Source organism: Brevibacterium senegalense, assembly GCF_000285835.1.
Classification (GTDB): domain Bacteria; phylum Actinomycetota; class Actinomycetes; order Actinomycetales; family Brevibacteriaceae; genus Brevibacterium; species Brevibacterium senegalense.
Window position 1 is genome coordinate 1 of record NZ_HE978609.1, and the last position, 26,343, is coordinate 26,343.

21 protein-coding genes and 1 tRNA gene are annotated in these 26,343 nt (G+C 70.2%); 5 read left to right on the forward strand and 17 right to left on the reverse strand.

The window, feature by feature from the left end:
* Positions 1-176: 176 nt before the first annotated feature.
* From HGBR_RS14050 to HGBR_RS20335, 9 genes are read right to left on the reverse strand one after another with little or no spacing between them, the layout of a single operon-like run.
* Positions 177-650, reverse strand: coding sequence for a hypothetical protein (locus tag HGBR_RS14050; protein WP_019159984.1), 474 nt, complete (start codon positions 648-650; stop codon positions 177-179).
* Positions 651-669: 19 nt separating this feature from the next.
* Positions 670-963, reverse strand: coding sequence for a hypothetical protein (locus tag HGBR_RS14055; protein WP_019159985.1), 294 nt, complete (start codon positions 961-963; stop codon positions 670-672).
* Positions 963-1,853: a sigma factor gene (locus tag HGBR_RS14060; RefSeq protein ID WP_147522525.1), complete on the reverse strand. Its 891-nt coding sequence runs from the start codon at positions 1,851-1,853 to the stop codon at positions 963-965. The genes HGBR_RS14055 and HGBR_RS14060 overlap by 1 nt, the downstream gene beginning before the upstream one ends.
* A 29-nt stretch (positions 1,854-1,882) precedes the next feature.
* Positions 1,883-3,091: a helix-turn-helix domain-containing protein gene (locus HGBR_RS19645; protein ID WP_218915980.1), complete on the reverse strand. Its 1,209-nt coding sequence runs from the start codon at positions 3,089-3,091 to the stop codon at positions 1,883-1,885.
* Positions 3,081-3,221 (reverse strand): hypothetical protein, encoded by a 141-nt coding sequence (locus tag HGBR_RS20005; RefSeq protein ID WP_019159988.1) that lies wholly within the window; start codon positions 3,219-3,221, stop codon positions 3,081-3,083. The genes HGBR_RS19645 and HGBR_RS20005 overlap by 11 nt, the downstream gene beginning before the upstream one ends.
* On the reverse strand, positions 3,221-4,402 hold the full coding sequence (locus HGBR_RS14075; protein WP_245533355.1) for a DUF2637 domain-containing protein: 1,182 nt from the start codon (positions 4,400-4,402) through the stop codon (positions 3,221-3,223). The genes HGBR_RS20005 and HGBR_RS14075 overlap by 1 nt, the downstream gene beginning before the upstream one ends.
* Positions 4,403-4,433: 31 nt before the next feature.
* Positions 4,434-4,661 carry a hypothetical protein gene (locus tag HGBR_RS14080; protein WP_019159990.1) on the reverse strand — a complete coding sequence of 76 codons (228 nt, stop codon included), beginning with the start codon at positions 4,659-4,661 and terminating at the stop codon, positions 4,434-4,436.
* Positions 4,658-5,554, reverse strand: a complete 897-nt coding sequence (locus HGBR_RS20010; RefSeq protein WP_147522526.1) for a recombinase family protein — start codon at positions 5,552-5,554, stop codon at positions 4,658-4,660. The genes HGBR_RS14080 and HGBR_RS20010 overlap by 4 nt, the downstream gene beginning before the upstream one ends.
* Positions 5,551-5,799, reverse strand: a complete 249-nt coding sequence (locus HGBR_RS20335) for a helix-turn-helix domain-containing protein (RefSeq protein WP_019159992.1) — start codon at positions 5,797-5,799, stop codon at positions 5,551-5,553. The genes HGBR_RS20010 and HGBR_RS20335 overlap by 4 nt, the downstream gene beginning before the upstream one ends.
* A 119-nt stretch (positions 5,800-5,918) precedes the next feature.
* On the opposite strand from HGBR_RS20335, the gene HGBR_RS21180 reads away from it, so the two are divergent.
* The gene (locus HGBR_RS21180; RefSeq protein WP_390620768.1) at positions 5,919-6,245 is read left to right on the forward strand and encodes a helix-turn-helix domain-containing protein; all 327 of its coding nucleotides are present in this window, start codon (positions 5,919-5,921) and stop codon (positions 6,243-6,245) included.
* Here the strand turns inward: HGBR_RS21180 and HGBR_RS14100 are convergent.
* The 3 genes from HGBR_RS14100 to HGBR_RS14110 form a co-directional block, all read right to left on the reverse strand.
* Positions 6,202-6,278 (reverse strand) — tRNA-Met (locus HGBR_RS14100). The genes HGBR_RS21180 and HGBR_RS14100 overlap by 44 nt on opposite strands.
* A gap of 171 nt (positions 6,279-6,449) precedes the next feature.
* Positions 6,450-9,458 (reverse strand): UPF0182 family membrane protein, encoded by a 3,009-nt coding sequence (locus HGBR_RS14105; RefSeq protein WP_019159993.1) that lies wholly within the window; start codon positions 9,456-9,458, stop codon positions 6,450-6,452.
* 94 nt (positions 9,459-9,552) lie between these two features.
* The gene (locus HGBR_RS14110) at positions 9,553-10,668 is read right to left on the reverse strand and encodes a YlbL family protein (RefSeq protein ID WP_019159994.1); all 1,116 of its coding nucleotides are present in this window, start codon (positions 10,666-10,668) and stop codon (positions 9,553-9,555) included.
* A 195-nt stretch (positions 10,669-10,863) separates the two neighbouring features.
* Here HGBR_RS14110 and HGBR_RS18190 point away from each other — a divergent pair, with 195 nt between their 5' ends.
* Both HGBR_RS18190 and HGBR_RS19075 read left to right on the forward strand, forming a co-directional pair.
* On the forward strand, positions 10,864-12,282 hold the full coding sequence (locus HGBR_RS18190; RefSeq protein WP_019159995.1) for a zinc-dependent metalloprotease: 1,419 nt from the start codon (positions 10,864-10,866) through the stop codon (positions 12,280-12,282).
* A complete protein-coding gene (locus HGBR_RS19075) occupies positions 12,279-12,992 on the forward strand; it encodes an NUDIX domain-containing protein (RefSeq protein WP_019159996.1) in 714 nt (237 codons plus the stop codon). Before HGBR_RS18190 ends, HGBR_RS19075 begins: the two co-directional genes overlap by 4 nt.
* Here HGBR_RS19075 and HGBR_RS14125 read toward each other — a convergent pair.
* Positions 12,961-13,539, reverse strand: coding sequence for a M48 family metallopeptidase (locus tag HGBR_RS14125; protein ID WP_019159997.1), 579 nt, complete (start codon positions 13,537-13,539; stop codon positions 12,961-12,963). The genes HGBR_RS19075 and HGBR_RS14125 overlap by 32 nt on opposite strands.
* A gap of 484 nt (positions 13,540-14,023) precedes the next feature.
* Between HGBR_RS14125 and HGBR_RS14130 the strand changes: the two genes are divergently transcribed.
* The gene (locus HGBR_RS14130) at positions 14,024-14,950 is read left to right on the forward strand and encodes a hypothetical protein (protein WP_019159998.1); all 927 of its coding nucleotides are present in this window, start codon (positions 14,024-14,026) and stop codon (positions 14,948-14,950) included.
* Here the strand turns inward: HGBR_RS14130 and HGBR_RS14135 are convergent.
* Positions 14,889-16,946: an ATP-dependent DNA helicase UvrD2 gene (locus tag HGBR_RS14135; protein WP_019159999.1), complete on the reverse strand. Its 2,058-nt coding sequence runs from the start codon at positions 16,944-16,946 to the stop codon at positions 14,889-14,891. The genes HGBR_RS14130 and HGBR_RS14135 overlap by 62 nt on opposite strands.
* Positions 16,943-17,941 (reverse strand): NAD(+) diphosphatase, encoded by a 999-nt coding sequence (nudC, locus tag HGBR_RS14140; RefSeq protein ID WP_040365189.1) that lies wholly within the window; start codon positions 17,939-17,941, stop codon positions 16,943-16,945. The genes HGBR_RS14135 and nudC overlap by 4 nt, the downstream gene beginning before the upstream one ends.
* A 94-nt stretch (positions 17,942-18,035) precedes the next feature.
* Between nudC and HGBR_RS18200 the strand changes: the two genes are divergently transcribed.
* The gene (locus HGBR_RS18200) at positions 18,036-19,277 is read left to right on the forward strand and encodes a phosphotransferase (protein ID WP_019160001.1); all 1,242 of its coding nucleotides are present in this window, start codon (positions 18,036-18,038) and stop codon (positions 19,275-19,277) included.
* A 1-nt stretch (position 19,278) separates the two neighbouring features.
* On the opposite strand, the gene HGBR_RS14150 is transcribed toward HGBR_RS18200, so the two are convergent.
* Both HGBR_RS14150 and HGBR_RS18205 read right to left on the reverse strand, forming a co-directional pair.
* Complete coding sequence (locus HGBR_RS14150) at positions 19,279-22,821, reverse strand: ATP-dependent DNA helicase (protein WP_019160002.1); 3,543 nt, start codon at positions 22,819-22,821, stop codon at positions 19,279-19,281.
* Positions 22,818-26,339, reverse strand: coding sequence for a PD-(D/E)XK nuclease family protein (locus tag HGBR_RS18205; protein WP_019160003.1), 3,522 nt, complete (start codon positions 26,337-26,339; stop codon positions 22,818-22,820). Before HGBR_RS18205 ends, HGBR_RS14150 begins: the two co-directional genes overlap by 4 nt.
* Positions 26,340-26,343 lie beyond the last annotated feature (4 nt).

A 26,343-nucleotide genomic window follows, 5' to 3' on the forward strand; every position in this document is an offset into this window, starting at 1 on the left:
GCCTATCCCTAATCCAGCCGCATACGGTCCACTGGTATTCGACATCACCCGTGGAGGGACCTGCGGTTACGTCGGGATGTGATCGTGTCGTGGCGGGCGGAAGGCTCCTGCAGAGTCGATGAACTCCTGGTTCATGCTCTTCACCCTCCGCCACGGCCGCTGAACAGTTGCGACGCTTATGACCGGACCTCGCTGACAAGCATCTCCGCGATTCTCCGGTCCACCTCGGATTCCACCCTCCGCTGGAGCCCACGCACCCCGTCTCCGGCTGCGTCTTCCTGAACCAACTGCTCCAGCTCCGCCCACCGAAACACAGCAGGTTCCGCCTCAGCCGGCACACCAGTCCACCGTGACGGCAGCACAGCCACCGGCGATACCGGACCGCCACGCCTGACGACGTTCACCAACACGAACGCGCCCAGCACCCAGCCGCAGCCCGCGAGCCCACCGACAATGATCGCCCACTCACGACCGAGCACTTCTGCCAATGCAGTCAGCACCACCACCGACACAAATCCGCCGACCAAACCGCGCACAGCCTCGCGCACAAGCACCGCCGGCCGATACCGCCGAACCACCTGAAGGCGCCCGGTATGCGTCTCTTCGACAGACAGCTCTGTCTCCATCGTTCGCATCCGCATGAAATCCATCGCCAGTCCTCCCGTTCCTTCAGAACACGATCGAGGCGATCGCCAGAGTCCACCCGAACAGCAGCAGCAGCGTCGCGACCGCGAACACCAGCCGCCCGCGATGCCCCCTCAGGAACATCGGCAGGCTCTCGTCCGCGTCATCCTCAGCCGGAATGTTCTTATCCACGTACTTCCGCCACGCGTCGTGTGCCCGCGCCTTCCGCCGCCCGAACCAACCCCGGCGACGCAGCGAATCGTCGTCTTCGTCGACCCAGACCTCGACAGCTTCGTCCGGTGCATCGATCGGCATGTCCTCGTCTGCCCGCTTGCTCATCACTGACCCCTCTCCTTCGTGTTCGCCCGCTCCGCTTCGATCACACCGAAGGCCACACTCAGCAGCGCTCGCGTCGTGGCCAGGTACTGGCGGCTCGTGTCGTACGTCCACCCGGTCTTCTTCATCACGTGCTCGACAGGTACGTCATCGATCCGTCCCGGCCACGTCACGACCGCCTCACCCATCTGCCGCGTCCACGACCCGGCAACCCCCGGCTCTGGCAGGCAGTCGACGACATCCGACAACCGCGTCGCCCCCGTCAGCGCCCGGCCCTTCTCCAGCGCCCGGTTGATGACCTGCGCGTAGAGCTCCAGCGATCGTTTGTGCTCCCGCACCCGAGCCTCCGAGATGCCCAGCACCCGGGAGGCAGCCTTCACGTCGCAGTCGAACAGCATGTGCGTGTGCAGCCCGTGCACGAACGCCGTGGGGTCCATCACCCGCGCCGCGGTGAACATGATCGGCCGCAGCCATTCCTCGATCGCCAGCCGCTCAGCCACCGTCTCCGCCACATCAGCCACGTGGTCACTGCGATCACCCTCAGCGCGCGCCAGCTGCTCCTCGACTGACAGCCCATCCCCGTCACGCTCCGCCAAGAGGTCGCCGTTGCGCTTCGACTCCGCTTCGACTCGATCCGCGCTCCGGTACTGAGCGATCCGGTTCACCCAGCTCTGCAGCGCCCCCAGACTCGGGTCGAACCGCTCACGGGACTTCCACGCCGACAACGCCACCTCACCGGCAACGTCATCAGCCCACCGGACGAGCCCCACACTGCGCAGCTTCGGAATGATCACTCGCCCACGGGCCTGGTCGACAGCCGCCATCAGTTCTTCCCCGGTGAACGGCGACTCGTCACCGCCCGCCCTCATCATCTGGTCCTCTGCCTCTTGCATCGCCAGCACTCCCCCACGCGTCCGCCCGCTCAGGCGGTCGCCCTCTCGTCGTCGCCGACCACGACACCCGCGCGCAGCGCTCGTTCCTGCACCGCACCCTCGAGCTGTTCGAACACGCTCCGGCTGATCACCGCGGGGAAGGGGTCGTCCCAGATCCCCCGGCACGCCGGGCAGTTCACCTTCAGCAGACCCTCCTCCGCGTGCTCCGGGATCGGGCACGGCGGCGACTTCTTCCGCTGCACACCGGCCGACCCCTCGGCAGTGGCCGGGCTCGTCCCGAAGCGGGCCAGCAGCTCGGCTCGGGTGCCCGCCGGATCGTTGTTGATCGCGGTGCGAACGAAGCTCGCCGGCCGCCCGACCTGGCGACGTGACCGCGCGAGGATCGCGTCGACCAGCCACACCAGCTCGTCACGTCCGCACTCCAGGCCGGTGGCTTCGACCACCTGCACACCCAGTGCGTCGAGGTCGACCCCCCGCCACGAGCTCGGCTCCGAGCGTTCCTCGTCGGCGGCACCCGGCGCGGTGCCGTGGACGGTTGGGTTCGACCGCGAGAAGCACTGATCGTCGTCTTCGTCGACGGCGGCTCCTGCCGCCGTCTCGCCCGCGGAAGACGAAGAAGAAGATGATGATTCACTATGACGATTAAGACGCGCGCGCGTCCTCCTATCCGCGCGCGTGGAAAGTGCCACTGTGTCCCCTCCGAGGGGACATGGTGTCCCCTCGGGACTCGAGGGGACATGGTGTCCCCTCTTGGGATCATGCGGATCGTGGAGGTCATGGGACATGGTGTCCCCTCCTGCAAGCACAGGAGGTGCCACTGTGTCCCCTCCTGCAATCTCAAGGGAGGACATGGTGTCCCCTCCTGCGAATCCAGGCCCCGAATTCAGCCCTTCTGCAGCGTCAACGGCATCATCCACGGTCCTCGTGATCGGCTCCGAGACCACTTCCGGGTGGAACACGTACCCGTTGCCGGCGATGAATCCCGAGGACCGCTTGCGCCGCTCCGTGCTGATCAACCCCAGTTCGAGCAGGCGGCTGATCGCACGCTTCACAGTCCGCTCCGAGAGCCCGGACTCCCGCGCCAGCGTCTTCTGGAACGGGAAAGCGTACCAACGGCCCGTCTCCTCATCCCAGGACGAGTTATCGGCCAGCAACAGCAGCACGAACCGCTCCGAGCTCGACAGGTTCATCGGCTCGAACACCTGCCGTCTCGCCCACGTCAGCATGTCAGTCGACACGACCGGTCCTCCCCTCTTCCTTCTCATCCCGTGTGCGCTTCTCCGCGCAGTCCCCGCTGTCCTGCTTCGGCCGCTGGGCCTCAGCCAGCGCCCGCAGCTCGTCGAACAGGTCGAGCTGTCCGTCGATCATCACGACTCCCTATGCCCTGTCCCGGCCGCTCCGTCGTCGGCCGGGGCTTCGGTGAACACGTCCGGGCGTTCCTCGCGCAGCTTCGCGAGCCGACGACGCCCGGTCTTGTCGCTGAACCCGAACTCGCGCGCCAGGTCCGCCCCGCTTGTCTCCTCACCACGCGTCGTGCGCTCGGCGACGAACGCGGCCAACTCGTCGAGGTCGTCGCCCGATGTGCCCGCCGAACGCCCACCGCTGGGCTCGGTCGAGGACGTGGCACCATGTGTCTCCTGCGCAGCCACCAGGTGCAGAGAACGAGACGCGGTGGGCAGTTCGAACTGCCCCTCAGCGGCCATCACCGAGGCTCGTTCGACCTGCGCGTCGCGCTGTGCCCGCAGCATCGCCAGCCTCGTCTGGTGCTCCTCACGCGCGATCTCGGCTTCCTGCTCCGCGTGCTCCCGCTGAGCTTCCATCTCCAGCCGGTTGCGTTCGCGATCGGCCTGCTCGGCATGCCACTCCGCCTCAGCCTGCAGCTCCCGTCGCCTGGAGATCGGATCTTCCACCGCCACACGGGACAACTGCTCGGTCGCGGTGAACACCGCCACCGGCACCATGCCCGCGATCACCGCACCGATGATCGGCTGCCACGACTCTCCGGTCGTGTCGCCGTACGCAAGTGCATGAGCGGTGTTCGCCACGATCGACAGGCCCGTGAACACCCCGAGCATCAGCCACGACGGCCACGTCCTCTCCCCTCGGGCCTTGTGGATCAGCACCGATCCGGCGTACACGAGGATGCCGGTATCCATGAACGCAGGGACTGACCAGTACATCCATTCCGGCAGCCCCAGCCACGCCGCGACCTCCATCAGCGCGACGAAGCTGATTGCGAAAGCGACCAGCCCAGCGAAGGCGACACCAGCGGTGATCGTGCGGATGAACCGTGGATCATCCGGGTTGATCCGGGAGGTCTTCGTTATCCGCAGTGACGACGGCACTCGTTCTCCGGTAGCGTTGCCCGTACCGTGATCGGTGATCGAAATACCTCTTGCATCGCCCGTTCCGGTAGTGGTGGCCTCGCTCCTCCCCGGGAGCGGGGCCACCGTGCTTCCTCGGCCGTCATCGGCCTGCGGGATGGATACAGGCTCGCCCGCCCCGGTGGTCTGTTCGCTGCTCACCCAGCGAGTCGTTTCTGCGGTCACTGCTCGTCACCTCGCCTTGTCTCGCGCGTGGTCATCGGGTGGGGCCAATCGTCGGACCCTCGGGCATCGCGGCCGCACTGATCGCGGCCACACGCGCTGCTCGTTCCGTGTCCGAGATCGAGTTCCAGTCGTGTCGGAACACCTCGTTTCGCACCTTCTGTCGGCTCACGCGGATGACTCGCGTCGGTGCTTCCGACAGGGCCGGTGCCGCCTCGTCGCGGCCGGTCTTTGGCTTCTTGGGCGTGTTGTTCGTGCTCATGCTCGTGCCCTCCTGGCGTTACCGTGCGTGACTGCGCTGAGGTTCGTGGCCGTCTTCTCGACAGACCCGAGAGTGTCCGGGTTGCCCAACGCAGCGGTCACCTGACCGGACTCGTGTCCGGCCATGACCGCCAACAGGTCGGACAGGACCGCCATCGTGTCCGCGACCTCGACCGCGAGGTCATCCAGCCGGTCAGTGTCGAGTCCGGCCGGATCGACGTGACCGGACGACAGCGCCAGCTCCAGCGTCTTGGCGCGCTTCTTCGCGACCGGCAAGGGCGCCGATCCGCTCGTGTGCAGCTCCGTGATCAGGCGGTTGATCTGGTCTCGGCTCAGTCCCTGGTGACCGGTCAGGTCCACTGTGACCGGCTCGATCCCGAGGTCGCCGGCCAGGCGGTCACCCCCGGTCAGCTGACCGTTGGACGTGTCCGGTTCCTCGATGATCTCCGCGTCGAGGATCTCCGGCTCAGCATCAGGAGTTCTCGAAGGGCCCGAGGACCGCTCCTGAATGCTCGCCGGGTAGTGCTTGCCGTCGACTCCGACCACCGGCTCACTTGCCTCAGCTGTCTCATTTGCGACACCTGCGGACTGCAGCCGCCTGTGAACGGTGTCCTTGCTCAGCTCAGTCGCCGCCGCGATTCCTCGGGTGCTCATTCCCGCGGCCCGCAGCTCCGCGACCACCTGCTCCTCAAGTTCCTTCGGAGGTCGTAACGTCACGTCGACAAACTCAGCATCGAGGTAGTCCTGCCAGGACGCGTATCCCAGGGCAGTCCATATGCGACCGCGCCACGCCGCGTCGATCTTCGAGCGGAGCGCTCCGTAATCACTCTTGAGCTCTTCCGTAAACTCCCGGGCTTCGGCCGCGGTGAACGAGCTGACCAGTGCAGTACTCATCGCACGACCTCCACAGGGTGCAGCTCGTCGGCACCATCAAAGCCTTCAACCAGGCGGGAGAACGGCACCCCCAACCACAGGGCGAGCTTGATCAGCTCATCCACCTTGAACGAACCGCGCCCATGCAGCTTGGCCGAGAAGCTAGCTCTGCTTAGTTGAAGTGCCTCCGCCGCATCTTTCTGGTGAAGACCGCGCCGCCCTAACTCTGCCCCGATGTTTGCTCGCAACATCTCCAAGTAAGTCATACCCTCACACTATTTGCGTGAGACACACAACGCAAGCATCACGTTAGCCACAGGCAAACTGCAATACAGAAATCATTGCCTCCATATGTCTAGAGGCATAGTGTGTACACATGACAACCATGCATGAACCAGCATCCGCGACAAACGTAGGAGACGTGAACCAGCGCGTCTCCAGTGAAGTCCGGGCTTGGCTTGGTCGACGCCAGTTGACGCAGCGAGCCCTCGCTCAGCAGCTCGGCATCAGCGCTACGAGCTTGTCCTTTCGCATGAAGGGAAAGACGCCTTGGAGCATCGCCGAGCTTGTCGCAGTCTCGTCGTGGCTGCAGATCTCTCTCGCGCAACTGCTGGGCGACGAGCTCGTGAATGAGAAGAACCCCCAGCCAGTGGCTGAGGGTTCCTCCGTGGTGGCGGGGGGAGGATTTGAACCTCCGACCTCCGGGTTATGAGCCCGGCGAGCTACCGAACTGCTCCACCCCGCGTTGCGAGACCCACTCTACGTGAACTCCAGGTGGCCACCAAATCGACAGCGGGTGATGCCTGACACATAAGCCCCGCTGGCGACCGTGCCGCCCCGTCATCGCGCCGGGGACGACCGCGGGGCCGGAGGGGATGATCCCGTCCGGCCCCGCGGTCGTGCTGATCCGACCGGGTCAGGACCCGTCGTCGGCCGCCGCATCCGGTGCGGCCGCATCCGGGCTCGTCTCCGGATCCGCCGCTGCGGCGTCACCGCCCTCGGCCTCGATCGCGTCCTCGAGTGCCCGACGCAGACGCTCCTGGGCCTCGCCGTAGGCGCCGAAGTCGCCGTTGCTGAGCGCCTCGTCCGCCTCCTGCATCGCCTCGTTCGCCCGGGTGAGTGCATCGTCCAGGCTGGCCGCCTGGTCATCGCCCTCACCGCCGGCGCCCGTGCCGCCGGTGGCCGCATCGTCGCCTTCACTCGCAGCGTCCGAGTCGCCGGCCTCGGCGCCGGAGTCGCCGCCGAAGACCTGGTCGAGCGCCTCGTCCAACGTGGGCGCGAAGCCGATCTGCTCGCCGAAGGCGACGAGCACGCGCTGCAGCACCGGGTAGGACGTCTCGCCCGCGGACCGGACGTAGACGGGCTGGACGTACAGCAGTCCGTCCGCCACCGGCAGCGTCAGGAGGTTGCCGTTCTCCACCCGCGACTCGCCCTGACGCAGCAGGTTGAGGCTGGTCTGGACCGTGGGCTCGGTGTTGAAGTTGTTCTGCGCCTGGCCCGGGCCGGGGAACGTCGTGTTCCTGGGCAGCTGCAGCAGTCGCAGCGTGCCGTACTCCTCATCCACGACACCGGCCTCATCCCCCGCGTCCGCGTTCGCCGCGAGGAAGCCCGTGAGGTTGTTGCGGGTCTGCCCCTGACTGGGGCGCGGGATGAACGAGGAGGTCAGCGAGAACGCCGGCTGCTCCTGACCCGGCATCTGCAGGGTGAGGAAGTAGGGCGGCTGCACCAGCTGGCGGTCCTGATCCGTGGTCGGATCGATCGGCAGCGTCCAGAAGTCCTGGCCCGAGTAGTACTCGCTGCCGTTCGACACGTGGTACTGGGTCAGCAGGGAGCGCTGGACCTTGAACAGGTCCTCCGGGTAGCGGATATGGCTCATGAGTTCGCTGGAGATCTCCGACGCCGGCTTGATGAGGTCCGGGAAGACGTTCATCCAGGCGTCCAGGACGGGGTCGTCCTGATCCCACTCGTACATGTCGACGGAGCCGTCGTACGCGTCCACCGTCACCTTCACGGAGTTGCGGATGTAGTTGACCTGCTCATCCGGCAGGGCCACGACCGCATTGCTGTCGGCCGTTGTCGAGTCCGTCGTCGCCTCCTGCAGCACCGACGGGCGCGAGTACGGGTACTGGTCCGACGTCGTGTACCCGTCGAGGATCCACTTGACCCGACCGTCCACCACGGCGGGGTACGGATCGCCGTCGACCTCGAGGAACGGAGCCAGCTTCGCCACGCGCTCGCGCGGTGTGCGGTCGTAGAGGATCTGCGACTCGTCGTTCAGCGTGTCCGCCAGCACGATCTGCTCGTCCTGGAACTTGATCGCGTACAGCAGTCGGTTGAAGAAGTTGCCCACGCTGGGACCGCCGTCGCCGGAGAACGTGTAGTTCACCTGGCCGGAGCCCTCCTGCTCGTCGGCCGGGTAGTCCAACTCGATCGGATCCGCGCCCTCCGGCGCGCCCACGATCGAGTACTGGGTCGAGCGCTCACCGAAGTAGATGCGCGGCTCGTACTCGCTCTGGTCCGTCAGCACACCGCTCGCCGGGATCGACGCCTCGAAGAACGCGGGCTCTCCGTCCGGGCCGCGCTTGCTGCCGTGGGCGGCGACGACGCCGAATCCGTGCGTGTAGACCGTCGCCTGGTTGACCCAGGTGTTGTCCGACAGCGCATTGGGATCGAGCTCGCGCAGCGCGATGACCGTGTCCTCGCTGACGCCGTCGATGTCGTAGCGATCGACGTCCAGCTGCTCCGGGAACGCGTAGTACGAACGGGTCTGCTGCAGCTGGCGGAACGTGTCCGACACGAGGTTGGGATCCAGCAGGCGGACGCTCGCAGCCGTGACCGCGTCCTGTCGCAGCGCGCCGGACTCGCCCTCCGTGGACGGCGTGTACGGGATGACCTCGACGTCGTCGATGCCGTACGCGGTCCGCGTGGCCTCGAGGTGCCGGTCGATGTACTCCGACTCGAGGCTCTGCTCCGAGGGATTGACCTGGAACTGCTGCATCGCGGCCGGGAAGCCGATGATCGCGACGGCGCCCAGCACCACCAGCATGCCCAGCGAGATCGCCGTCAGCCGGAACGTCTTGACGAATGCGGTGGAGAACACGAGCACCGCCACCAGCAGAGCGGCGATCGACACGATGAGGATCGCCGGCAGTGCGGCGTTCGCATCCGTGTAGGTCGCACCCGTCACCAGACCGCTGTTGTCCGTCAGCTTGCTGAAGCGCCAGAGGAACAGGCGGACCGCCTGGACCAGCACGAGGGCGCTCAGCGCCACCGCCAGGTGGATGCGCGCGCTGCGGGTCAGGTCGAACCCGCGGGTCTCACGGGGCCGCAGTCCGCCGAACAGGTAGTGGGCCACGAGGCCTGCGACGACGGCCAGCAGGGCCACCATGCCCAGGAAGTCGACGACCGTCGTGATGATCGGCAGCTGGAAGATGTAGAAGCCGATGTCGTTCTGGTACTGCGGGTCGGCCTGGCCGAACGATTCGGAGTTGAGGAACAGCAGCGCCTGCTGCCACGAGGCTGTCAGCGCGATGCCCCCCAGCAGTCCCAGCACCGCGGGGATCGCGTAGGTGAGCGTGCGGCGCAGCGGCTCGACGGCCTCGCGATAGCGGTCCAGGTTCTCCTCGCGCGGGCTGGTGGGCAGGCTCGTGGGCCGGCCGCGGTGCGCGGACCACAGCATGTACCAGACCGGCACCGCCATGAGGAGGAAGCCCAGCGCGAACAGTGCCGCACGTGCGACCCATTGGGTCGCGAACACGTCAACGCGGTCCAGCTGCTGGAACCACAGGACCTCGGTGAAGATCTGTGCGAAGACCACGAAGAGCGCGACGAGCGCGAGAACCGCGATGAGGGTGAGGAGCAGCGGCGACGGACGCCGGCTTCCCGAACTGGGGGGTGTCTGCGGGGGTCTGGCGGTGAAGCTCACAGTCGCCCTTTCCTGTCTGTGGTGCGGCTGTGGGTGTCCAGCCGGTCTGCCTGGTGGTCCGCGCCGCGGGCGCGGGTGGTTCGTGCGGGCCTTGTCACGGGGCGTCCGTGCAGGACGGCAGGTCGCTCGTGTCGCCTGCTGCGATGTCCGTGACGGCCCGGTGCGCGCCGGACAGGTCGTCCACGCGCACGACGGTCAGGTCGTCGACGCCGCGGGCTCCCAGCACTTCGGCGCAGTTGTCGGCCGGCGACAGGAACCAGTCCGCTCCCGAGGCCGCGGCCGCCGCGACCTTCTGCCGCGCCCCGCCGATGGGAGACACCTGGCCGGCGGCGTCGATGGCCCCCGTTCCCGCGATGGCCTCCCCGCCCGTCAGATCGCCCTCGGTCAGCAGGTCGATGATGGTGAGCGCGAAGATCGTGCCGGCGGACGGCCCGCCGATCCCCTCGACGGCGAACTCGACATCGAAGGGGAAGCTGTAGGCGCGGGACATGACGACGCCGATCGACCGCGCCCCGTCCGTCTCGACCGGTTCGACGGTCTCCACGACGGTCTCTCCGTCGCGCTCGAGGGTGAACTCGACGGCACCGGTGGAGTCGAGCACGGTCTGGCGGACGCCGCTCATGCCCTCGTCCGTTCCGGGCACGTCCTCCCCGTCGACGGAGAGGATGTGGTCGCCCGGCTGCAGGATGCCCTGGGCCGGGGATCCTTCGACGATCTGGCTGACGCCGATGACGGAGTCGTAGTCGATGTCCAGCTCCGTGAGCGCGGCGGCCGTCGCCTCGTCCTGCGAGGAGATCATCTCCGTGCTGTTGGCGGTCTCGACCTCGTCGCGCGTCGTGCTGAGCGGGTAGTACGCCTCGGAGGGCACGACGGTCTCCACGCCGTTGACCAGTGAGGTGACCGCCTGTGCGGCGAAGATGTCGCGGCCCGGTCCCCCGGCGACCGCGACGGTCAGCATGTCGAGGGTGCCCTCCGCCTCATACGTCTCCGTCCCGCTGATCGTGACGAGGTCGACGCCCTCGTAGGGCTCCAGCGTGTTGACGACCGGACCCGGCGTCTGCAGGAGGTACGGGACGGGGGTGAGCGCCAGCACGAAGACCAGTGCGTAGAGGACGACCCCGGAGAGTCCGGACGACCGCAGGAACCGCGCTCCTCCGCGTCCGGCGTCGGTGACGGACCGGCCTCCGTCTGCGGGCGCGGGATCGCTCACGTGGGGGTCCTCCAGAGTGTTCGAGTCCCGATCAGTGTAGTCGAGCGATGTGCGGCTCAGAAATCGGAGGCCGCCCCCGGACGACCCCGGATCGAGCTGGGAACACGATCCGGACCGGCGTGACGGGAAGGATTCGCACAGCGCCGAACGTTAGGGTTGCCGGAACGACTGCGCGACGACCCACGAGGAACAGCCATGAGCGACAAGAACGACGACCGGACGCCTGACGACGACGACCAGGGCCAGAACCCGTTCGAGCAGATGTTCGGGATGATGTTCGGCTCCGGCGGCCAGGGCTTCCCGGCGGCCGGCGGGCAGGCCGGTGGCATGCCCTTGGATCCCTCGATGCTCCAGGGCATGCTGGGGCAGCTGCAGGGACTGCTGTCCGGCGGTGACTCCTCCGCCGCGGCGCAGAAGGTGATCGATCAGTCCGTCCCCACCCCGGACCCCACGATCAGCCCGGACCTGGAGCGGAACTCCACGGACGCCTTCCGACTGGCCGAGCTGTGGCTGGAGCGGGTCATCGACCCGGTGGCCGGGACGGGAGAGCCGCGCGCGCTCAACCGCGCGGCCTGGGCCAAGGGGTCCCTGGACGAGTGGCGCAGGCTGGCGGACCCGATCCGCAAGAACATGTCCGACTCGATGGTCGAGAACCTGAAGGAGCAGGCGCCGCCGGAGATGGCCCAACTCATGGCGGGGGCGGGTCAGATGCTGTCGTCGATGAGCCAGTCGATGTTCTCCGTGCAGATCGGCGAGGCCGTCGCCTCCCTGTCCGGCGCGGTCCTGAGCGGGACGGAGTTCGGTCTGCCCCTCTTCGGCACGACCCCGGTCCTCGTCGAGGCGAACCTGCCCGGCGCGGCGGCGGAGATGGACGTCGACGCCACGCAGCTGCGCATCTGGCTGGCCACCCGCGAGCTGGCCCACCTGTGGCTGTTCGCGAAGTACCCGTGGCTGCGCGGCCACGTGGAGACCGCGCTCGCGAAGTACGCCTCCGGTGTCGAGGTCGATCTGAGCCGCGTCCAGGACCTCTCCACCGGCACCGATCCAGCGGAGATGCAGCGGATGGCGGAGGAGCTGCGCTCCGGCATGCTCGCCCCGGCGACCACCGACGAGCAGAAGGAGGCGCTCACCACGCTGGAGAACCTGCTGTCCGTCATCGCCGGCTGGTCCGACATCGTCGTCCACCGCGCCTGCGAGGCACTCGAGGATCGCGATGCGATCCGCGAGGCTCTGCGCGGCCGTCACGCCTCCGAGTCCGAGGCCGAGGCCGCCTTCGCCTCCCACATCGGCTTCTCGCTGCGGCCGCGCCGGCTGCGCGACGCGGCCGCACTCTTCACGTTCCTCGAGCAGAAGTCCGGCCCCGAGGCCCGGGACGCGGTGTTCGACCACCCGGACACCCTGCCCACCACCCAGGACCTGGACGACCCGCTGGGGTACGACGAGCGTCGGCAGGAGACCTGGGCGGCGGACTCCTCGCTGGACGAGGCCCTGGAGCGGATCCTCCGCGAAGCCGACTCCGGCGATTCCTCCCGCACGGATGAGCCGCACGGAGACGACGAAGGTCGCAGTGACGAGCGCGGGGACGACGGACTCGGCGACTCCTCCCCGCGGTGACGACTGAGCCGCTGCGCGGGCTGCTGCAGGGCCTGGACCCGGACCGTGTCCGCCGGTCCGCCGGAGACGCGGATGCGGCGGTGTCCGCGACCGCGCAGGACGATCTGCGCTCGGGCGCCCTCACGCCGCTGCGAGCGGACGGTGTCCGGCATCTGACCGTCAGCTGCCTCCTGGTCGCCGGCGACTCCGGGGAGCCCAGCGTGGCCCTGGGCCTCCATAGGAAGTCCGGTGAGTGGCGACAGGTGGGCGGCCACCTCGAAGCGGGCGACGGAAGCCTGCTGGCAGCCGCCCTCCGTGAGCTGCGCGAGGAGTCCGGCGTCGCCGCGGTGGTCGAGTCCGCGGCGGGCGGCTCAGCGGGCGACCGGAAGGAGAGCGAGGGGACATCGAGCAACCGGGACGGGGACGATCGAAGGGCGCCGCACGCGGGCGCCGTCCTCCTCCACGCACCCGTCGCCGTCCGCGAGTTCCCGGTGGGCGGTCGCGACTGCGCGTCCCACGTCGACGTGCTGTTCGCCGCTCGCGTCCCAGAGCGCGTGACACTGCAGACGCACGATGCGGGGATCGCACGCATCGAGTGGTGGTCCGTCTCCGCCCTGCCGGAGGGCACCGCGCCGGACCTCCGCCGGGACCTGCCGCAGCTGCTGCGCAGGGTCGCGAGAAGCAGTGCGCCCGCGGTCGTCAGCCCTCCCCCGCGCGCTGACCGTAGCTGAAGCCCTCGAGGAAGACGTCCGCCTTCGCGGTGTGCGGATAGCGCTGGGTCAGGGCGTGGAACTCCCGTGAGTGGTCCGGTCGACGCAGATGCGCCAGTTCGTGGACCAGCACGGAGTCCAGGACCCAGTCCGGCACGCGCGCGATGCGCGACGAGACCCGGATCGTCCGGCTGGACGAGGTCGTGGAGGCGTAGCGCGAGTTCTGATTGTCGACCCAGGTGACGGACGCCGGTTCGATCCCGTCCGCGAAGTACTGCGCGTTGAGCGACAGCGCCCGCTGCAGCAGCTGCGCATCGCTGGCCGGGACGCGGGCCGCCCGCGCCTCCGCCCGAGTGAGCAGTGAGGCGATCATGTCCGCGTGCTGCGCGGGCCGGAAGTTCTGCGGCACCGCGAGCACCCACCTCTCCCCCTCCCGCGTGACCGCGACCGTCTTGCGCCTGCGCGCCGACCGGCGGAGGACCACGGAGCCGTCCGCGATCTCCTCCAACACCTGCGCGGCGGTGCGCGTGACGGGCCGTCCGGTCTGCTGCGCGTCCGATGTCTTCATGGGTCACACGGTAGCGACACCCACGGACACGTCCGCGCGCCGGACGGATCCGGAAATTCTTCGACACATTTCCGATCATGCCCACGTCCACAGCAGGATCCGCTCACTTCCGCGGGTGCGCGTCGCCTGCCGCACACCCCGTCCACACGCGAGCACACAGCCCACCGCGTGTCGTCAACACGTTATCCACAGTCACATGCGCGTAAGTGTGAACGCCTGCGTTGACGCGCCGGTCCGCGACTTCTAGGTTTGTGTGTCATACCCCCGGAAAACCCGGGGTTCGTGGGCTGGGGGAAGGCTCACGGGCTCCGCGCGAGGCTGGGGGTCAGACGCACCGGAAGGTGCGCGGCCGCGATCGCCCTGTGCAGTCGCATCCCGCCGCGCTCACCTTCCGGTGCGCTGTTTCCACAGGCTTGTCCACAGCGCCGCCCGGGGGCTCCCGCACGCGCGGTCCACTCCGTACCGTGGCCGTGAGGAGGAGCCCATGCTGCAGTTCCACAGAAGCGTCGCACTGGTGCGCAGGACGGAGTCGAGCGTCCAGTTCGGAGTCGACGATCCGGTCCTCATCGACGGACTCACGGACGGGGACTTCGCTCTCATCGACCGTCTGTGCCGCGGCTGCGAACCGGATGACTACCTGGAGGCCGCGCACCGGCGCGGCGTCAACCGCACCCGCGCACTCTCCCTGCTGGATCTGCTGACGGAGGCCGGGGTGCTCGCGCCGCCCGAGGCGGCGGCCGGCGGTCCGGTGGTCCGCGACCACGTCGAGCCGTTCGCGGCCCTCCACGGCCTGGGACCCGTCGAGGCCGCTCGGGCGGTGGGTGAGCGTCCGGTCTTCGTGCTGGGGACGGACGCCGCGGTCATCGCGGACGCGCTGACTGCCGTGGGTTTCACCCCGCGGCCGGTCGCGGACGTCGACGCGGCATTGGCACAGGGTGCAGTCCAGTCGACGACCGTCCTGGTCGACCGCTGGACGGCGAACGTGGGGGACGCCTCACGCCTGTTCGCGGAGGAGGCCGCCCACCTCTCCGTGCGGATCGGCGACCAGCAGGCGGACCTCACCCCGGTGCGCCCGGGCGTCACGCCGTGCCTCACCTGCGCCGTGCTGCACACCCGTGACGAGGACGAGGGCTGGTTCACCGGCTGGCGGCAGCTGTCCGCCCGATCGCCGCACGCGCTCGTCGACCCCCTGCTGCTGCTCTCTGCGGCGACGGAGACGGCCCGTGCTCTGCGGGCGTGGGCGACGGGACTGGCGGAGTTCGGTCCGCTGCTGCGCATCAGCGCCCGCACGGGCGAGCGATCGCAGTCACCGGCGCGGTTCCATCCGGAGTGCGACTGCAGGATCCCGCTCAGCCCGAGCGGTGAGCCCGGATCAGTGCCAGCAGCTCGTGTCCGAACTGCTCCAGTTTGATGGGGCCCATGCCGCTCACCCGACCCAGGTCGTCGAGCGAATCCGGCACCCGCTCCGCGATCTCCCGCATCGTGGGCATGCTGAGGACCAGGAAGACCGGCATGTTCAGCTGCGTCGACCTGTCACCGCGCCAGTGGATGAGCGCTTCGAGGACCGCCCCGTCCACGTCCGCGGGGCACTGCGCGCAGCGTCCCCGGTTCCGGTCCGCCCGTGTCAGGAGCAGGGACGAGCACACCCGGCAGCGCACGGGAGCCGCGGCGACCGCGGTGCGGGCCGGGGCCTCGGGCCTGGCGGGGCGGCCCGCCTGGACCTCGCCCACGAACCGGGACGGCCGTCTGCCCTTCGCCGGGCTGCCCCGGCGTCCCTTCGACCAGCTGAGCGACAGCGCGGTGCGGGCGCGGGTGACGGCCACGTAGAAGAGTCGCCGCTCCTCGTCGATCGCCTCGGCCGTCTCCGCATATCCGATGGGCAGCAGCCCCTCGGAGACCCCGGCCAGGTGGACGCTCTCCCATTCGAGGCCCTTCGCGGCGTGCACGGAGGCAAGTGTCACGCCGTCGATCGTGGGGGCGAACTGGTGCTCCGCACGATCGTCCAGATCCGCGATGAAGGCGGCCAGCGGCACCGGCAGCTGCGACTCCGCCTGGCTGTCGTGGGCGAGCCCCACCAGGGCGGACAGCGACTCCCACCGCTCGCGCACCGCACCCTGGGCCTGCGGCGCGGTGGGCGACCAACCGATCGAGGAGAGAATGTCCTTCACCTGGACGTCCAGGGGATCGGATCCCTCGCGGTGCGAGCTGGCGCGCATGACGGCCAGGGCCTCCTTCACCTCGCGACGGGCGAAGAAGCGCTCACCGCCGCGCACCACGTAGGAGACGCCACGATCACCCAGCGCCTCCTCGAAGGCGCGGCTCTGCGAATTGGTCCGGAACAGGACCGCGATGTCCGCGGGGCGCCGTCCCGATTCGATCTCACCGGCGATGCGGGCGGCGATCGCCTCCGCCTCCGCCGCGTCGTCGGCGTACTCGGTGAAGGACGCGGGCGGTCCTGAGCGCTGCGTCCCGATCAGCTGGATCGGGGTGCGTCCGGTGCGGCGCAGCACCGCGTTTGCGATGCCGATGACGGGCTCCGCCGAACGGTAGTTGCGGACCAGCCGCACCTCCTGCGACGACGGGAAGTCGACGGACATCCGCCGCAGGAATCGATCCGTGGCACCCGCGAACGTGTAGATGGTCTGCGCGGGGTCGCCCACGACGCACAGGTCCTCGCGCCGGCCCAGCCAGCGCATGAGCAGATCGTGCTGGAGCGGGCTCACGTCCTGGAACTCGTCGACGACGAAGCTGCGGTACTGGCTGTGCACCTGCGCGGCGATGTCCTCGTGCGCCCCCAGGGCCCCCACGAGCACCAGCAGCACGTCCTCGAAGTCGAGGACCCGCCGCTCCGTCTTGAGATCCCCGTAGCGCTGCATGATCTGCGCCATCGCGTCCAGGTCGATCCCGTCCGGCAGCGGGCGCGCACCTGCGCGCTCCACGTAGTCCTCGACCCCCAGGAGTGAAACCGCTGCGTGCTCGATCTCTGCGGCGACGTCGCGGATCGTCTCCCGCTCCGGGGCGATCCCCACCGCCTGCATCGCGTGTCCCACGAGGGTCGCCTTCTGCGGCAGGAGCTCCGGGAACGGGCCGTCGGAGATCCGCGGCCAGAAGAAGCGCAGCTGCCGCAGCGCCGCGGAGTGGAAGGTCCGCGCCTGCACCGTGGGTGTGCCCAGCGACCGCAGCCGTGACCGCATCTCTCCGGCCGCCTTGGTCGTGAAGGTCAGCGCCAGGACGTGGCGGGGGTCCGTCGCGCCGATCGCGGCCTGATGGGCGATGCGGTGCGTGATGGCGCGGGTCTTGCCCGTGCCCGCACCTGCGAGCACGACGAGGGGTCCGCCCGTGTGCGTCGCGACCGCCCGCTGCTCGGGGTCGAGGCCCTCCAGAAGGGGATGCTCCGCACCGGTCACAGTCGATCGGACGGTGCGTCGGAGTCGTTGGCCAACCAGCTGTAGAGGATCTGTCCCGCGATCGACACGGTCGTGGGCACGGCGACCTCCCGTGCCGCGATCGCGTCCCGCAGCTCTGAGCGGGTGAACCAGCGCAGTGCGGTGATCTCGTCGTCGTCCGCGCTGGCGGCCATCGACTCCGCCTCCGCGGTGAAGCCCAGCATGAGTGACGCCGGGAACGGCCACGGCTGCGAGCCCAGGTACCGCGGTGCGCGGACCGTGATGCCCGCCTCCTCCTGCACCTCGCGGATGACCGCGGATTCCAGGGTCTCCCCCGGTTCCACGAAGCCCGCCAGCAGCGAGTACCGATCCGCCGGCCACATCGCGTTGGAGCCCAGCAGCAGGCGCTCCTCGCCCTGCTCGTCCGTGTGGACCACGGCCATGATGACCGCGGGGTCCGTCCGCGGGAAGTGCTCGCTGCCGGCTTCCGGATCACGGCGGACCCACCCGGACAGCACGGGTTCCGTGGGCTGCCCGTTGCGCGGCGAGTGCGTGTGCGCGAAGTGCCAGTTGGCCAGGGCGGTGAGCGAGGTCGCCAGGGCGACGTCGCGGTCGTCCAGCTGCTCCCCCAGATCGCGCAGCGACATCCACGTGGGCTCCGTCGCATCGAGTCCGCCGATCGGATCGGTCAGCCACGCCTCCGCGTCCCGGGCCTGCTGGGCACCCACCCACCGGTCCAGTTCCGCGCGGCCCTCGTCCAGCAGCGCCGCGCCGACGAAGTGGTCGCCCGCCGCATCCGTGCCCAGGTAGAAGAGGAGCGCGTTCTGGGGCACCTGCTCGCGCGTGAGCAGGTGCAGTCCGCCGCGCGAGATGAGGAGGTTTCCCCGGTGCCCCACGACCGCATGCGCGCGGCCGGTCTCCCACACCGCGTCGATGCCCGCGGAGCGCAGGCTGTGGTTCCGATCGAGGGCGGTCCGGGACAGGCTTGCAGGCGGCAGCATGGGCAACGGTCTCATGGGCGTCACGATACCGAAGACCGCGGACACACCCGGCGGGCTCGGGGCCCGCGCGAAGGCCAGCGGGTAAGTTGGGGATGTGGACACCGCAGGGATGAGGATCACCGCCGTCGCAGCCACCATGCTGGACGATTTCGAGCCGAGCTCATGGACGCGCCTGCCCGATTCCGACACGGACCGGATCCTCATGACCGACGGCGACCGCAGCCTCATCGTCACGCTCGCAGCGCACGACCGGGCGGCCGCCGCCCATGCCGAGCACATCGCCGCGAACACCCTGGCCCCGCTGCTGCCGGCGGACGCACCCGCGATCCCCCGGATCCTCGCCGCACGGACGGTCGACGGCGAGGCCGTGGGCCGGGACACGGATGTCACGCTCACGATCGCCGACCCCATGCCGGGCATCCCCCTGTCCACCGCGATGTTCGAGGAGCACCCCGCACTCGTCGAGTCCCTGGCGCGCACGGTCGCCGTCCTCCACTCCGCGGACCCCGGCCCCATCGCGGATGCGGGTCTGACGGTCGAGGAGTCGGCGGAGACCCGCGATCGGCTCCTGGCGGATCTGGATTCCGCGGCGGCGACCGGTCGCGTGCCCTCTCTCCTGCTGAGCCGCTGGGAGGCCGCGCTCGAGGAGGTCACTGCGTGGCGCTTCCTCCCCGTCCCCATCCACGCGAGCCTGGGGCCCGACGCACTGTGGACGATCGACGGCGATGTCGTGGCCGTGTCGGATCTGGCCCGCCTGCGCGTGGGGGATCCCGCCGCGGACCTGGCCGCCGTGTCCTCGATGCTGAGTCCGGAGGACTTCGAGCGCTTCTTCCGCTCGTACCGCGCCCACCGCGATCCGGACGACCCCGGTCTGCGACGTCGCGTGGGCTTCCACGCGGAGATCACGGTCCTCGAGTGGCTGCTGGCGGCGGTCGCCGCACAGGACGACGCAGCGATCGACGACGCCGCGGACCTGCTGCAGGCCCTCGCGGAGGTCACCGAGGATGCGGGCGACTCCGACCAGGACGAGTCCGACGGATCGGCAGATCAGGACTGGCTCGGGGAACCGGCCGACCAGAACGAGTCCGAGGAGCCGGCCGACCAGGTCGCGTCCGAGGAGCCGCCGGCGGAGCCCGTCGCACCCGGGGCAGACGACGCCGAGGCCGCACGCACCTCTCCGTCCACCCGCACCTCACCGTCCACCCCCGCCGCTCCGGATCCGGACGTGTTCCGGCCGTCGGCTCGGATCGAGGCTGGCGTGGACGAGGACGGGATCTCGACCGAACGTCTGGACACCTCCGAGCTCCACGCGCTGGATCCCCGCGAGGACGAGGAGCCCGACCGCGGCTGACTCAGCCCGCAGTCGACTGGGTCGACGCGAGCCAGTCGACGATCCTCGTCTCGTCGGGCAGTTCCTGCGGACGCCAGACGTCGTTCGATCCCACGAAGAAGAACTCCGCCTCGATGCGCGGTGCGCGCGCGTACTGCGGCATCTTGGCGATCGCCAGGCGGTACATGGCCAGCTGGACCGCCATCGCGTCGAGTCGCTCGCGGTCCTGGGGCAACCGTCCCGTCTTCCAGTCGACGACCACCAGCCCCCCGTCCTCCTCCTGGAAGACCGCGTCGATCTTGCCCGGCACGTGCACCGCGGTGCCCGGCCGGTCGGCGGTCGACTCCCCCACCTCCAGCACCAGTTCGAACGACAGCTCGACGGCTGCGGGTGATTGCAGGGCGTACCGGGAGTCCAGGAACGTCCGCTGGAGCTCCTCCATCCGCTGGGCCAGTGCAGGACCCCCGCGGAATCCGGACGTCTCCGGTTCGACGTCCAGCAGTGCCGACTGGCCGTAGTGCTGTTCGACCCAGGCGTGGAAGGCAGTGCCCAGATCCGCGGCGGTGCTGGGCGGCTGGGGCATGGGGCGCCGCAGTCCGTTCCACCAGTCGTCGGCGTCCGCGCGCAGCCCCACGAGGGACGTCGCGGAGAGCCTGCCGGGCAGTCGCCGGTCCTCGAGACCTCCCGTCGTCACCTCCGTCAGGTGCAGGGCACGTCGCGCCAGCGCGCGCACCAGGGGATCCGCGGTCGTGGCGACGATGTCGTCCAGCCGCGGTTCCGCGTGCAGCTGGTCGGTGACCGCCCGGATGAGCTCTGCGCGGCGGCTCACCACCTGCTCCGGATCGACGACCGGCCACTGGGCCCGGTCCTGACGACTCGTGTCCAGCTCGTCGACCTGGGGCAGCTCCGGCAGCTCGATGCCCCGCTGCTGGGCGACCTCCGTGAGGAAGGGTCCCGTCGTGACGGGCTTCTTCCGTGTGAGGGTGAACCGGGAGGCGGAGACGAAGAGGTGCGAGCGCGCCCGGGTCAGCGCGACGTAGGCCAGGCGGCGCTCCGCGTCGAGGTGGTGGCGATCCAGCGCGGTCGCCAGCGGACCGCCCGTCTTCACGCGCTCGTCGAAGTCCTTGGGTCCCTCCAGATCCATGTCGCGCAGGTCGTAGGCGGGCAGCCCGGACCGATCGCCGCGCAGCGCGTGGGGCAGACCGCCCTGTGCCAGCCACCCCTCGCCGGGCGTGCGCTTGCTGGGCAGGCCCTCCTCGTGGAGGAACGGCACGGCGACGGCGTCGAACTCGAGTCCCTTGGACGCGTGGACGGTCATGATCGTGACCGCACCCGGGACCGGGTCGATCGGCACGTCGTCGATCTCCGCGGACTCTTCCAGCACGCGGGCCCACCGCAGGAACTCCCGCGGTCCGTCCGCGGGCGCCTCACCGGCGAAGCGGGCGACCAGCGACAGGAGGCTGTCGAGTGCACGGGTGTGGATGTCCGCGTACGCGGGTGCCAGTGCGGCGACCTCCGTGTCGATGCCGGCTTCGCGGATGACGGCCCGCACCAGGCCCGGCAGAGTGAGCGTGCTGCTCCGGAGCCGGCGCAGTGTCCGGGCCAGCAGTGCGATCCGGCGCCGCCCCTCATCCGTGAGGGACGTCAGCGCGCTCGCCTGCTGGGTGGTTGCGGCGGCGGGCGTCCCCGCGGGCACGTCCCCGGCCTGTCGAGCGCCGTCGCCCTGGGTGAGCGTCAGCAGCTCGTCCAGTCCCTCGACGATGCCGATCCGCTCCTCGCGGAACCCGTCCGGCTCCTGCGCGTCCGGCAGACGGATCGCGCTGGCGCGCACGAAAGCGGAGAACGCGGTGAGGTCCGCCGCTCCCAGGCGGATGGTCCGACCCGACAGCAGGCGCATGAGGACATCGCCCGCGTCCGGATCCTCCAGCACCTCGAGGATCGCCAGCGCGTCTGCGACGAACGGGTCATCCAGCAGTCCGTGGGACCCAGCGACCTCGACGGGGAGGTCCGCGTCCTGGAGTGCCGCCGCGATCGGCCCGAATCCGGACCGCGCCCGGCACAGGACTGCGAACGTGGGCAGTGGAGACGGGCGGGGCGGTCGCTGCCCCGAGGCCCGGGCGGCCTCCCTCTTCGCCTCCTCCTTCCGACTGTGCCGGTCGAACAGCTCGTCCCGCGCGTGGAGCATCCAGGCGACCAGCTCCGGCAGCTGCGCGCGTTCCTCCGGGTGGGCGGGGTCCGGCAGGGCGCTGTGGGTGAGTGACACGGCGACGGAGCCCTCCGGGGCTCCGGGTCTGGTCTGCAGCCCCACGCGTTCGTCGACGGTGGGCAGGCCGCCGGCGATGCGGTTCGCCGCGTCCAGGATCGCGGAGTCGTTGCGCCAGGAGACGGTGAGGCCGAATTTCCGAGCGGCCTCGTCGTGCGGTCCGCGGAACGCCGCGGGGAACGACTCGATGTTGTCCGCGCTGGCGCCGCGCCAGCCGTAGATGGCCTGGCGCGGATCACCCACCGCCATGACCGCGTGGCGACCGAAGATCTGCTGGAGCATGAGGAACTGCGCGTAGGACGTGTCCTGGAATTCGTCCAGGAGGACGACGTCCCAGCGCGCCCGCTCCGCCTGGAGCGCGGCGGGACTGGACGCCATGATCCGATGGGCGAGCGCCACCTGATCGGAGAACTCGACGCCGCCGCGCTCCGCCTTCGCCTCCGCGTACTGCCGTGCCAGACCCACCAGGCGGCGCTTGGCCAGCAGCCGGTGGGCGACGGGATCGTGCTCTTCGAGGAGAGGTCGGATCTGCGGGTGCAGGGCGGTGCGCTCCGCGCGGTCGGCCGCGTCGTATTCGTCCGCCAGTGCGCGCAGCTGCTCGACGACCATCGTCTTGTACGCCTTGTCCGCGAAGGCACCGGACCGCTTGCGGACCAGGGTTCCCGCGAGCCCCCGCACGTAGGGTCCGGTGCACAGCGCGTCGAGGCATTCGTCCAGATGCGACTCGACCTGTTCGAACGAGACCAGATGGTCGCCCATCTCAGACAGGAGACCCGACACCCACGTCGCCATCGTGGACCGGCTCTTGTCGAGGACCTCGTCCGGTGCCGCGCTGTCGAGGATGCGCTCGATGAGTTCGGCGCGCGCGGCCGCGTCGAGGACCTCCTCGCTGCCCTCCAGACCTATCCCGATCCCGTGGTCGCCCACCAGCGCCGCGGCGTACGAGTTGTACGTCGCGACGCTGGGCAGGTCGAGGCCGGGCAGGCCCTCCTCCCGGACGTGCGCGCGTCCCTGCGGGGTGCGCCGGTACCGCCCCAGGTAGTCGCGCACGCGGCTGTTGAGCTCTCCCACCGCCTTGCGGGTGAAGGTGAGACCCAGGATGCGGTCGGCGTCCACCAGCCCGTTGGCCACGAGCCAGACGACGCGCAGGGAGATGACCGCGGTCTTGCCGGAGCCGGCACCCGCGATGACAGCGGCGGACCGGTCGTGCGGACTCTCGATGATCCGCACCTGCTCGTCAGTGGGCGGATCGACCCCCAGCAGGGCGGCGAGATCGAGGGCACTCAGATGCGAGGCTGTCACAGGGAGGCTCCTTCCGGTGCCACCGCGGCGACCGCGGGGCACGAGGCGCGGACAGGGCAGAACGTGCAGTGCGGGCCGGTGACCGCGGTGAACGCGGACTGTCGCATGCCCTGGGCGGTCGTCTCCACCAGCTCTGCGGCCAGGCGGTGCGCCGGGTCCCCGGACTCCATCGCCGGCTGCTGCCGGAGGTAGCCCGGGACGCCGCCTCGCACCTGGGTCGATCCGCGCAGCTTGACGATCTGGGCGCCCGCGGAGGACAGCGGCGGCAGCGGGTCGTCCGAGTCCTCCGTCATGAGCCGGCCGTCCGTGACCGCCAGCTGGTAGACGAGCAGCTGCGGGTCCTGGGCGATCTCCGCGGCGGTGGGCACGACCCGGCCGGTCTTGAAGTCGACGGTCCGCGCCGTGTCGCCCAGCACCTCCAGGCGGTCGATGCGGCCGGTGACGGTCCACGGTCCACCCGGGGACCCCGGCGGTGAAGACGCGCGCACGCGCACCTCCCGCAGGACCCGGGTGTCGTGGCCGGCCGCGGTGAGGGCGTCGAGTTCGTCCCGACTGGCGGCGAGGTAGGCGCAGAGCGTGTCGATCATGCCCTCGACGTCCCGCAGCAGCGCCTCCCTCTCCCAGGCGGACGGCACCTGCTCCAGGTCGAAGGTGTCGAGGAATTCCTTCATCATCGCCGCGCGGTCGGGAACCGTGTGGTGCTCTGCGATCGCGTGGACGGCGGTGCCCATCGTCGCCGCGGTGGTGTCGCCGCGGGCGCCGCCCGCGTCGACCAGGAACCACTGGAGCGGGCAGGTCGCGAAGCGCTCGACCTGCGAGGGACGGATGCGGACGGGCTCCTCCGGGTCGTGGGCCGGCGCGTCGGAGGAGACCCGGAACCAGGTGCTCCACGTGCGCGGGTGGGCCTCACGCAGGCCCAGTCCGGCCAGCGCCGCGACGAGACGGGCCCAGTCCGCGGGGTCCTCCGCCTCGAGCAGCTGCCGACGGGCCAGTCCCACGACGTCGCGCAGGCGGGCCGGCAGCTCGCCGTCCGGTTCCTCGGCGTCCTGTGCTGCGATCCCCGCCTGTGTGTCGGGTCCCTGCGCGTGCGGGTCCTCGTCCTGAGCAGCCACGAGCGCGGTGTCGAAGTCACGGCACAGATGGTGCAGGGCGCTGGGGCTGGAATCCCCGTCGTCGACCGCGCAGACGACCAGCTCGTCGCGCGCCCGGCTGGCGGCGGCCAGGAACAGGCTCGCCTCGTCGCGGATCGTGCGCCGCCGCCTGCGCCGGGTGTCCTCACCCGCGGCGTCGACGGTCGCAGCGGCCTGCGGGTCCAGCAGCTCCGTCAGGAGCTCGTCGGGGTGGAAGGCGTTGCGGCGGATGCGGGGGTTGGGCCAGCGGCCTTCGTCCACGTCGACGACGATGACGCGGGAGAAGTCTCGATGCGCGGTCCCGGCCGGGGAGTCGACGGTGACGAGAGGCAGCGAGTCCCGCACGCCCAGCGAATCCTGTGCGTACACCTGGTCGAGGACGCGCTGGGCGAATGCGGACGCGCTCAGCCCCTGCGAATCCTCCGTCTTCATCGCCAGGGCGAAGAGGCGCACGACCGCATCGAGCCTTTCGCGCAGGGGCGAGCGCGGGTCCCGCAGGACATCGTCGCGCCAGGCGGTCGCGACCCCCGTGGCCTCCCAGAGCGTCCACAGCGCGCCATGCGCGCTGTCGTCCCGCAGGGTCGCACCGTGCTCCAGCAGCGTGGCGGCACGGGCCAGCGGTGCGGGCAGGTCCTGGACCGCAGTCCTCTCGATCCATGCGACCAGAGGATCCGCTGCCGGGCTGTCCTGGACCGCGGCGGACGGGTCGAGAGACTCGTGCACCGTCGTCGGGTCGTCCTGTGCGACGGCCTGCAGAGTCTCTGACCGCAGGGCCTGGCGCTCGAGGCCGCGCAGTGCCAGGGCGTCGATATCGCCGTACACGCCGGTGAGCAGGTCCCGCAGCAAGGAGGAGCGCAGGTCCGGGTCGCCCAGGTCACCCGTCAGGAGGGTGAGGAGGGGCAGAGTGGCCGGGTCCGCGGACAGGGGCAGGTCCGTCGACTCGACCGGCAGACCCAGCGCGCCCAGCTCCGCGCGCAGCGCGACCGCGGTGCCGCTGGTCCGGGCGATCACCGCGATGTCGTCGAACGCGACCCCTTCATCGTGGTGCCACCCGCGCACGATCGAGGCCACGTGCCGCGACCGGTCCGCGGCGGATCGGTGTGTGAGCACGCGGACGCGGGAGCTGTGCTCCCCCTCCTGCCTGTCCGCGCTGCGGACGCGGCCCTCACCCCGGCGATCCCGCGAGTCATGGGACTGTTCCGGGGCGTGGTGTGACGGTGCCGCCTCGTCATGGGACTGTGCCCCGTCGTCGTGGGGCTGCGCCGCCTCGTCGTGGCGCGGGATGTGGCCCAACTCCAGGTGGGCGGAGATCCTGCGCGACAGCGCGAGCGACAGGTCGCGCGCCGCACCGGTCCCCCGCGCCTGCGCGGACCGGGCCGGCAGCACGAAGAGTCCCGTGCCCGCCTGGGACGCGCGGACGGAGGCCGCCCAGTCCGCGACGAGGCCGCCCCCGGCCCCGCGGAACCCCTGCGTCGACGAATCGGGGCTGCCGAAGACCGCGACCCCGCAGCCCAGTGACCTGAGCCCCTCCAGCAGTCCCAGCGCAGCGTCCGAGACATCCTGCGCCGCATCCACCAGCACGCAGCGGGGCACCGGATCCGGAGCGAACGACCAGGCGCCCCCGGCCACCGTGCCCGCCGCCCGCTCGTCCCGGATGAGGTCCAGCGCCGCGTCGAGGACCCCGGACGTGTCGATGCCGCCGTAGCCGGCGAAGGACCGCGTCACATCCCGATAGTCCTGCAGGATGCGGGCGAGCGCCGCCCACTCCGGCCGACCCACCCGCGTCGCCGCCGCGTCGATGTCCGTGGGCTCCGCTCCGCGCTCCAGCACCCGGTCGAGGGCATCGCGCAGCTGATCGCGGAACGCGACGGTCCCGGTCATCGCCGGGGTGAACGACTCCGGCCACCCGGGATCCGGCGCCCGCCCCGTCGCGTACCCCTCCAGCAGGGAGGCGAGCACCGCGTCCTGGTCCGCGCCGGACAGGAAGCGCAGCGGCTCGCCCAGCCGCACGGCACTGTCCGCCGCGACGAGGCCGAACGCGAACGACTGGACGCTGCGGGCACCGGCCCCGCCCACGCGCACCGCGCTGGTGCCCGCGGAGAGCCGATCTCGCAGCACGTCCGCATGCGCACGCGTGGGCGTGAGGACGAGCACGTCCGAGGGCGCGAGTCCGTGCGTCGTGAGCAGCCGGCCCTGCGCCTCGACGAGCGAGCGGGTGAGACCGGCTCCCGGCGCGGCCACGACCGAGACGGCCCGGCCCTCCGCCAGCAGGCGCGCCGCCTCGTGTGCGACGGACTCGTGCGCCCGCGCCCTCTGCGCCCCCGCATCCTGTGCGCCGGTCCCCGGTGCGACGGCGCCCTGTCCGTCCGCATCCGCTCCACGTGTCATCCGG